The organism is Sandarakinorhabdus sp. (assembly GCF_031430775.1).
In the GTDB taxonomy this organism is placed as follows: Bacteria; Pseudomonadota; Alphaproteobacteria; order Sphingomonadales; family Sphingomonadaceae; genus Sandarakinorhabdus.
Genome location: NZ_JANPCD010000083.1, coordinates 1 through 8,817 on the forward strand (window position 1 = coordinate 1; position 8,817 = coordinate 8,817).

9 protein-coding genes and 2 pseudogenes are annotated in these 8,817 nt (G+C 64.4%); 6 read left to right on the forward strand and 5 right to left on the reverse strand.

All coding sequences use genetic code 11. The features are described 5' to 3' along the window. The 3 genes and pseudogenes from obgE to rplU form a co-directional block, all read right to left on the reverse strand. A pseudogene (gene obgE / locus RMQ73_RS04840) lies at positions 1–246 on the reverse strand (GTPase ObgE); the annotation flags it as partial. Between the two features lie 76 nt (positions 247–322). Next, the gene (gene rpmA, locus RMQ73_RS04845) at positions 323–598 is read right to left on the reverse strand and encodes a 50S ribosomal protein L27 (RefSeq protein WP_310496929.1); all 276 of its coding nucleotides are present in this window, start codon (positions 596–598) and stop codon (positions 323–325) included. Positions 599–610: 12 nt separating this feature from the next. Then, positions 611–898, reverse strand: a complete 288-nt coding sequence (gene rplU / locus RMQ73_RS04850; RefSeq protein WP_310496938.1) for a 50S ribosomal protein L21 — start codon at positions 896–898, stop codon at positions 611–613. A gap of 192 nt (positions 899–1,090) precedes the next feature. Here rplU and RMQ73_RS04855 point away from each other — a divergent pair, with 192 nt between their 5' ends. Continuing rightward, a complete protein-coding gene (locus RMQ73_RS04855) occupies positions 1,091–1,444 on the forward strand; it encodes a hypothetical protein (RefSeq protein WP_310496930.1) in 354 nt (117 codons plus the stop codon). On the opposite strand, the gene RMQ73_RS04860 is transcribed toward RMQ73_RS04855, so the two are convergent. Next, positions 1,419–2,057 carry a 2-dehydro-3-deoxy-6-phosphogalactonate aldolase gene (locus RMQ73_RS04860; RefSeq protein WP_310496931.1) on the reverse strand — a complete coding sequence of 213 codons (639 nt, stop codon included), beginning with the start codon at positions 2,055–2,057 and terminating at the stop codon, positions 1,419–1,421. The two genes, RMQ73_RS04855 and RMQ73_RS04860, sit on opposite strands and share 26 nt — an antisense overlap. Positions 2,058–2,146: 89 nt before the next feature. Next, positions 2,147–2,737, reverse strand: a complete 591-nt coding sequence (locus tag RMQ73_RS04865; protein ID WP_310496939.1) for a urate hydroxylase PuuD — start codon at positions 2,735–2,737, stop codon at positions 2,147–2,149. 204 nt (positions 2,738–2,941) lie between these two features. Here RMQ73_RS04865 and RMQ73_RS04870 point away from each other — a divergent pair, with 204 nt between their 5' ends. The 5 genes and pseudogenes from RMQ73_RS04870 to RMQ73_RS04890 form a co-directional block, all read left to right on the forward strand. After that, positions 2,942–3,535: a ribosome maturation factor gene (locus RMQ73_RS04870; protein WP_310496932.1), complete on the forward strand. Its 594-nt coding sequence runs from the start codon at positions 2,942–2,944 to the stop codon at positions 3,533–3,535. A gap of 2 nt (positions 3,536–3,537) precedes the next feature. After that, entirely contained in the window at positions 3,538–5,091 is a 1,554-nt protein-coding gene (gene nusA / locus RMQ73_RS04875) for a transcription termination factor NusA (RefSeq protein WP_310496934.1), read from the forward strand. Continuing rightward, the gene (locus RMQ73_RS04880; RefSeq protein WP_310496936.1) at positions 5,078–5,824 is read left to right on the forward strand and encodes a DUF448 domain-containing protein; all 747 of its coding nucleotides are present in this window, start codon (positions 5,078–5,080) and stop codon (positions 5,822–5,824) included. Before nusA ends, RMQ73_RS04880 begins: the two co-directional genes overlap by 14 nt. A gap of 9 nt (positions 5,825–5,833) precedes the next feature. After that, on the forward strand, positions 5,834–8,593 hold the full coding sequence (gene infB, locus RMQ73_RS04885) for a translation initiation factor IF-2 (RefSeq protein WP_310496937.1): 2,760 nt from the start codon (positions 5,834–5,836) through the stop codon (positions 8,591–8,593). Between the two features lie 17 nt (positions 8,594–8,610). After that, positions 8,611–8,817: pseudogene (locus RMQ73_RS04890) on the forward strand (alpha/beta hydrolase); the annotation flags it as partial.

The following is an 8,817-nucleotide window of genomic DNA, read 5'->3' on the forward strand; positions in this document are numbered from 1 at the left end:
GCCGCCGCCCGTACGGTTGCGGCCCATGCCATGGGTGCCGCGCGGCGCCTTGAAATGCTGGGAATAGCGAAAATCGATCAGCGTGTTGAGGCCATCGACACATTCGAACACGACATCGCCGCCCTTGCCGCCATCGCCGCCATCAGGGCCGCCATATTCGACATATTTTTCCCGGCGAAACGATACGGCACCGTTCCCGCCGGAACCCGACGCGATGAAGATCTTGGCCTGGTCTAGAAACTGCATCGGAAAAAATGGCCTGAAAACAAAAAGGGGAGCCGGTCGCCCAGCTCCCCTTTTTCAAGATTTGGGCGCGCCGGGCTTATTCAGCCGCGATCGGAGCCGCAATCGGATCGATCGACACATATTTGCGGCCAAGCTTGCCGTCGTGGAAAACCACGGCGCCATGGCTGGTGGCATACAGAGTGTGATCCTTGCCCAGGCCGACATTGCGACCTGGGTGGACGCGGGTGCCGCGCTGACGAATGATGATGGTGCCGGCCAGCACTTCCTGCCCGCCGAAACGCTTCACGCCAAGGCGACGGCCAGCCGAATCGCGACCGTTGCGCGAAGAGCCGCCTGCTTTTTTATGAGCCATTCTGGTTGCCCCTTACGCGACAGAAGTGATCTTGAGCACCGTCAGGTTCTGACGATGACCATTGCGGCGGCGGTAGTTGTGCCGGCGACGCTTCTTGAAGATGATGACCTTGTCACCCTTGGTCTGTGCGACGATCTCGGCGGTCACATTGCCGCCGGTCGTCAGGCTTGCGCCTTCGCCGACCATCAGGGTTTCCAGGCTGACGGCAACGCCGGCTTCGCCTTCGATCTTTTCGACGATGATCTTGTCACCATCGGCGACCCGGTACTGTTTGCCGCCGGTGCGCACCACTGCGAACATGTTTATTGCCTTGGTCTCAAATAACTGGGCAGCAAGAATCGTCAGACCCTCGCCAAGCGAAGGCGGGCCGATAAGCCAAGCACTGCCCCCTGTCAACGCGCCTGCGCAAATCAGGCGGTTTTGCGTGCAAGAAAAAAGACCTGCGCGCTTCGGCCTCTCGCCAGCCACGCCTATCATCGCTACCAACATGCGATGCAGCGAAGGCGCCTTGTACTTGTTACCATACTGGCCCTTTCGGGTGCGCTTGTGCTGGCCTGGGGCCTTGGCGCGTTCGAGCGTGATATCGATGCGCCGACGGCGACGGCCATTGCAGACCGGCTGGCCGGGCAATATCTGGTGCGGTCCGGCGAATCGCCAAGGGCGTTCACTGCCCGCGAAACCCGGCAGTGGGCCGATGGCTGGGAATTTCGCTGGCGCTATCGTGCATGCCCCGAAATGGCGTCGTTGCGTGTCTGGATCAGCCGCAACGGACGCCGGGCAAACTATGCCGAGTTTCCGGATTGCGCGCCGCGCGGCGGGATCAGTGCGGCGCCGCTGAAGGTATAGCGGCCATGAATGTGGCTGCTGCCCGCGTGACGACTTCGGCGCTGTCGCCGGGGCGGTAGAGAGCGGAGCCAAGGCCAAAGCCTGCCGCGCCCGCCGCGGCCCAGCCCGCCATGGTTCCGGGCGCAATGCCGCCCACGGCCAGCACCGGGACATGAGGCGGCAACACCGCCTTCATGGCGCGCAGCGCGGCCGGGGTTGTCGCTTCGGCAGGAAACAGTTTCAGGGCGTGTGCGCCCGCCGAAATGGCGCCAAAGGCCTCGCTCGGCGTGAAAAAGCCCGGCAGCGATACCAGCCCGGCATTGGCTGTGGCCCTTATCACTTCGGCATTGCTGTTCGGAGACACGATCAGCCTGCCCCCAGCGGCCGCAACATCGGCCACCTGGGCTGTTGTCGTCACCGTCCCGGCGCCGATCAGCACGTCCGGTCCAGCCATAGCCGCCAGTCGCGCGATCGATTCGAGCGGCCGCGGCGAATTTAGCGGCACTTCGATGATGCGCAAGCCGGCAGCGATCAATGCGGCGCCAACGGCTTCGATCTCGTCCGGCTCGACGCCGCGCAAGATGGCCACCAGCGGGCAGGCGGCCAGCGCGATTCGGAACAATGCTTCGGTCATGCCCTGCCCCAAACTTGATAGCTTCTCATGGCAAAAAGGCCGGTCGCTTGCGAGCGACCGGCCTTTTCAAGACCTTGAAACCGGAACGCTCAGGCCGCCAGGCCGTTGCCCTGCACGATCATGCAATACAGCATCGGGAAGGAGAGAATGAAATTGGTGCGGCTGAAGATCATCGCAGTCTTGCCGGCCTTCGCCTTGGCATCGGCGTCGCCATCGACAATGCCCAGCGCGATTTTCTGGTTCGGCCAGATCAGGAACCAGACATTGAAGGCCATGATGAGGCCAAGCCACATGCCCAGGCCGATGACCCGGAAGCCTTCGCCGAACACCAGCGCCTGCGCCAGATAGCCGTTATGGCCGGCAATCGCGAGGCCGATGACGACCGTCAGCAGCGCCGAATGGCGGAAGTACAGCAACGCCTTGGGGGCAATGTACTTGGTGACGCCGGGCTTCAGTTCGGCGGGCACCTGCGGCATGGTCGGGATCTGGACGAAGTTGAAATAGTACAGCAGGCCGATCCACAGCACGCCGGCCCAGGTGTGGACCACGCGCAGAAGGGCATTGCCGAACGCGTACAGATCGGTGCCGATAACGCCGCCATGGAACCCGACGATGACCAGCAGCAGCGCTGCCAGTCCGAGCAGCAAGGCTTTTGAGAGATTGCCGAGTGTGTTTGCCATCATGATGAACCCCTAAGCTCTGTGTGACCGAACCTATAGGCCAGCTTCCCTGCCTTGTTAAGTGTGGCGCGCGCGCAGCCACTTGCCGCCGCGGTGCCTTGGGGCTATATGACCGTCATCTTCCACATGGGTAACCTTCGGAAGTCGCCGGGCCGCTGCCCTGCGGCGCCAAAGTCGCTTGTGGCAACATAGCGTGGATACACATTGCAACCAGCTGAACTTCAGGCCCGGCTCGACGCCATCATCGCACCCATCGTCACCGACATGGGGCTGGTGCTGGTGCGCGTGCAGCTTACGGGCCAGGCCGGCAGTTTGACGCTTCAGGTGATGGCCGAGGACCCGGCGACTGGCCAGATGACGATCTCTCAATGCACACGGCTCAGCCGCGCGCTCGATCTGCCGCTCGACGAGGCTGATCCGATTGACGGCGAATACGCACTGGAAGTATCCTCCCCCGGTATCGACCGTCCGCTGACGCGGCGATCGGATTGGGCAAACTGGGCCGGCCACGAGGCAAAGATGCGGCTGGAGCCCAAGGTCGAGCATCGGGCGCGGGCACAGGGCATCATTGTGGCGCTCGACGGTGACGAGGTCGTGCTCGATCTCAAGAGCGTCGGAGAAGTGCGGCTGCCGCTGGCCAACATCCACGGCGCCAAGCTGGTACTGACCGACCGGCTGATTGCTTCGACCAAGCCGCTCGATGCCAGCGGTGCCGAAGAAATCATCGAAACGCCGGCGCAAGCCAGCGATTCCATGAACGACGAACCTGTCAACGACAACGATACGCCTGAGGATTGACCATGGCCACTGCCGTTACTGCCAACCGGGCTGAATTGCTCGCCATCGCCGATGCTGTCGCGCGCGAGAAATCGATCGACCGCGCCATCGTCATCGAGGCCATGGAAGACGCCATTCAGCGCGCCGCCCGGGCACGCTATGGTGCCGAAAACGACATTCGTGCCAAGATCGATTCCAAATCGGGCGAGACGCGCCTGTGGCGTGTGCTCGAAGTGGTCGAGGAGCCCGAGGATTTCTTCAAGCAGATCAACCTCAAGGATGCTCTGAAGAAGGACAAGTCCGCCGAAATGGGCAGCTTTGTCGTCGATCCGCTGCCGCCGGTGGAGTTCGGCCGCATTGCAGCTCAGGCTGCCAAGCAAGTCATCGTGCAGAAGGTCCGCGATGCCGAGCGCGATCGCCAGTATGACGAATTCCAGGACCGCGCCGGCGAGAACATCACCGGCGTCGTCAAGCGCGCCGAATTCGGCCATGTCGTCGTCGATCTGGGCAAGGCCGAGGGCGTCATCCGCCGCGACCAGCAAATTCCGCGTGAAGTGCTCAAGCCCGGCGACCGGGTGCGCAGCCTGATCGCCAGCGTTCGCCGCGAGCCGCGTGGCCCGCAGATTTTCCTGTCCCGCGCGCATGGCGACTTCATGAAGAAGCTGTTCGCCCAGGAAGTGCCGGAAATCTATGACGGCATCATCGAGATCAAGGCCGTCGCCCGCGATCCGGGCAGCCGCGCCAAGATCGGTGTCATCAGCCGCGATTCCAGCATCGATCCGGTTGGTGCCTGCGTCGGCATGAAGGGCAGCCGTGTGCAGGCCGTCGTACAGGAATTGCAGGGCGAGAAGATCGACATCATTCCCTGGTCGCCCGATACCGCGACGTTCGTCGTCAATGCGCTGCAGCCCGCCGAAGTCACCAAGGTGGTTCTGGACGAGGAAGAGGGCCGCATCGATGTGGTCGTTCCCGACGACCAGCTCAGCCTGGCCATCGGCCGGCGCGGGCAGAATGTGCGACTGGCCAGCGCGCTGACCGGCAAGCAGATCGACATCATGACCGAAGCCGACGAAAGCGAGCGCCGGCAGAAGGAATTCGTCGAGAAGTCCGAACTGTTCCAGACCGAGCTGGACGTCGATGAGACGCTGGCCCAGTTGCTGGTCGCCGAAGGCTTTTCCGAGCTGGAAGAGGTCGCCTATGTCGATGTGTCCGAGGTCGCCAGCATCGAAGGCTTTGACGACGATCTCGCGACCGAATTGCAGAACCGCGCCGTCGAAGCGCTGGAGCGCCGGGAATCGGTTGCCCGCGAAGAGCGTCGCGGCCTTGGTGTTGCCGATGATGTCGCGGCCATTGCCGGGCTGACCGAAGCCATGCTGGTCGTGCTGGGCAAGAAGGGCGTGAAGACGCTCGACGATCTGGGCGATCTTGCCACCGACGAACTGGTCGGCAAGAGCGGCGTTCTCAAGGAATTCGGCCTGTCCGAAGACGATGGCAACCGCATCATCATGGCGGCCCGGGCGCATTGGTTCGAAGATGATACCGTCGGGGAGGACGCACCCGCGGATGGAACCCAATGATCATCTGATACCGGACACTGCCGGACTGACGGATGAAGGTCCTGAACGGCGCTGCATCCTGACGCAGGCGCACGGACCCCGTGCGTCGCTGATTCGGCTTGCCGTGGGCCCCGAAGGCCAGGTTGCGGCCGATCTGGGCGAAAAACTGCCCGGTCGCGGCGCATGGATCGCCGCTGACCGCGTCCTGTTCGAAACAGCCGAAGCCAAGGGCCGTTTGCGCGGCGCATTGGCGCGTGCCTTCAAATCCAATACGCTGACGATCCCCGATGACCTTGCGGACCGTATCGCTGCGGGGCTGGAGCGCCGGGCCATGGACCGGCTCGGCCTTGAAAACCGTGCCGGCAACCTGATCTGGGGGCATGAACGGATCAGCGACGCCATTGTCAAAGGCAAGGTCGCGTTGTTGATTCACGCGGCTGACGCCCGCCCCGATGGGGTCAACAAGCTCGAAAGCCGGCGCCGCGCCGCTTCGCCGGATACGGCATCGTGCCATTTGCCTATCGGGCGTGACCGGTTGTCGATGGCGCTTGGGCGTGACAATGTCGTGCACGCGGCGCTGGTCAACGGCGGCAGTGCATCACGGGTGCTGGCCGATCTGGCCAGATGGGCTGCCTTTTCCGGCCATGAACCGCCTTTGGCGCCCGAATCGGTGCCGGACGACGCAGACGAAACAGAATTAGATGACAGTGTGGCCGTGACGGGTGTTGCCGTTACCGCCGCCGAAAGGCATTAGGCGCGCGCAATGAGTGATGAAAACAAACCCAAGCTCGGCATGCGAGCTCCCCTCGGCCTCAACAAGGCGGTCGAAGTTGGCAAGGTGAAGCAGAGCTTCAGCCATGGCCGCACCAAGCAGGTGGTGGTCGAGGTGAAGCGTGCGCGCGTCCTGCATCGTCCAGGTGACGCTCCTGCTGCCGAGCCGGCACCGCCGCCCGTGGCGGCGCCTGCGCCAGTGCCGGTCGCAGCACCTGCGCCGGCCCCCGTTGCCCGCGCTCCCCAGCCCGTCGCCGTTCCGGCGCCGACCCCGCCGCAGGCTGATCTGCCGGCGCCGGCACCAGCACGGCCCGTGCCGCCGCCAGTGATGTTCCGCCCAGTCGAGCGCGAGCCGTTGCCGACCAAGCCGGCACCCGCCGCTCCTGCACCGCAAGCAGCAACTCCGGAGGTCGTTGCCCAGCCCGTGGCCGCGCCGCCCGTTGCTGCTCCCGCGGTCGCCTCGGTGCCAGCCGCCCCCGCCCGTCCGGTGCAGCAGCCCGCGCGCGGACGCGCGCCCGAACCGGCGCGCCCTTCGCCGCAGCGCCCCAGTGGCCCGCGCCTCAGCCCGCAGGAAATGGCAGCCCTTTACCAGCGCCAGGCCGAGGAAGAGCGGCTGACGCGCATGGAGGAAGCCCGTATCCGTGAGGAGCAGGCCCGCGCCGAAGCCGCCGAAGCCGAACGCACCCGTATCGAAGAAAAGCGCATGCGCGAGGAGGAACTCGCAACGCGTCCCGACCCCGTGCCGGTGGCCGGCGAAGACATGCCGATCATCGTGGACGAGGAAGAGGAGCGGCTGCGGGTTCGCGCGCTTCCCGGCCGCAAGCCCGAAGTGGCCAAGACGTCCCGCCCACGCGGCGGCGACGACCGCCGCCAGTCCGGCAAGCTCACCGTCACCCGCGCGCTCGATTCGGACGATTCCGGCCGCGTGCGCTCGCTGGCCGCGCTGCGCCGTGCCCGCGAAAAGGAACGCGGCCGCTTGGGCAGCCAGGCCAAGCAGGTCCGCGATGTCACCGTGCCCGATCACATCACCGTCCAGGAACTGGCTGGCCGCATGGCCGAGCGTACCAACAATGTCGTGCGCCTGCTCGCCCGAATGGGCGTGCCGACGGCGGCACATGAGGAAATCGATCAGGACACCGCCGAACTGGTGCTGACCGAATTCGGCCATAATATCGTGCGTGTTTCGGCCAGCGATGTCGAAAAGGGCATGGTCGGTGCAGCCGATGTCGACAACGACCTGATCACGCGTCCTCCGGTCGTGACCATCATGGGCCATGTCGATCACGGCAAGACCAGTCTGCTCGATGCGCTGCGCGGCACCAATGTCGTCAAGGGCGAGGCCGGCGGCATCACCCAGCACATCGGCGCCTATCAGATCACCACCAAGTCCAAGGACCAGATCACGTTCCTCGACACGCCCGGTCACGAGGCCTTCAGCCAGATGCGCGCGCGCGGTGCCAGTGTCACCGACATCGTCATCCTGGTCGTGGCATGGGACGACGGCATCATGCCGCAGACCATCGAAGCCATCCAGCACACCAAGGCGGCAAACGTGCCGATGATCGTGGCCATCAACAAGATGGACAAGGCCGGCGCCAATGCCGAAAAAATTCGCACGGCGCTGCTGCAGTATGACGTGCAGGTCGAATCCATGGGCGGCGATGTCATGGACGTCGAAATCTCGGCAGTGACCAAGCAGGGCCTTGATGACCTCATCGAGAAAATCCTGCTGCTGGCCGAAGTCATGGAATTGACCGCCAACCCGGATCGTCCGGCCGAAGGCACCGTTATCGAAGCGCGCCTCGACAAGGGCAAGGGCGCGCTGGCCACCGTGCTGGTGCGTCGCGGCACGCTCAAGCGCGGCGACATTTTCGTCATGGGTCAGGAATGGGGCAAGGTCCGCGCGCTGGTCGATGACCAGGGTGCCCAGATCAAGGAAGCCCTGCCTTCGACGCCTGTCGAAGTGCTCGGCCTGACCGGCGTGCCTGGTGCCGGAGACCCGGTGACGGTCGTCGAAAGCGAAGCGCGCGCCCGTGAAGTGGCGGAATATCGCGCTGGTCTCGCCAATGCCAAGCGGACGGCGGGCAATGGCCCGGCCAATCTGGAAACCATGTTCTCGGTGCTGCGCGCCGCCAAGGTCCAGGAATTCCCGCTGGTCATCAAGGCCGACACGCAAGGCTCTGCCGAAGCGATTGCCGGTGCCGTCCAGAAGGTCGGCAACGAGCAGATCCGTGCCAAGGTGCTGCTTGCCGGTGTCGGCGGCATCACCGAAAGCGACGTGACGCTGGCCAAGGCATCGGGTGCGCCGATTATCGGCTTTGGCGTGCGCGCCAATGCCAAGGCGCGCGAGATCGCCCAGCGCGACCAGGTGGCGCTGAAATATTACGACGTCATCTATGACCTGATCGAGGATGTGAAGGCCGGCATGGCGGGCCAGCTCGGTCCTGAATTCCTCGAAAATGTCGTCGGCCGCGCGCTGGTGCTGGACGTGTTCCAGGCCGGCAAGACTGGCAAGGCGGCGGGTCTGCGCGTGCAGGAAGGCTATATCAAAAAGGCCCTTCGTGCCCGTGTCATGTGCGACGATGTCATCATCTACAACGGCTCGATCGCGACGCTGCGCCGCTTCAAGGAGGATGTCTCCGAGGTCAAGTCCGGCCAGGAATGCGGCATCACGCTGGCCGATTCGTCGGACGTGCGTGCCGGCGACATCGTCGAAACGTTCGAGGTGGAAAGCCGCGACCGGGTTCTGTGATCCAGAAGGGGCGGTCGATGACCATGGCACGAATTTGCGGGTTTGTTCTTGCCGCCTCGCTGCTGGCCGGTCCCGTGCCGGGCGCGGCAGCACAATCTGTGCCGCAGGCGCTTGTTGCCGACCAGCGTCCGGATGCAGCGGTGCCGGCGGCGATGGACGCGCTGCAAATCCGCAGCGGCGACGGCGCGATGAACGCCATCGTCTACACGCCGGGCGGCGCCGGG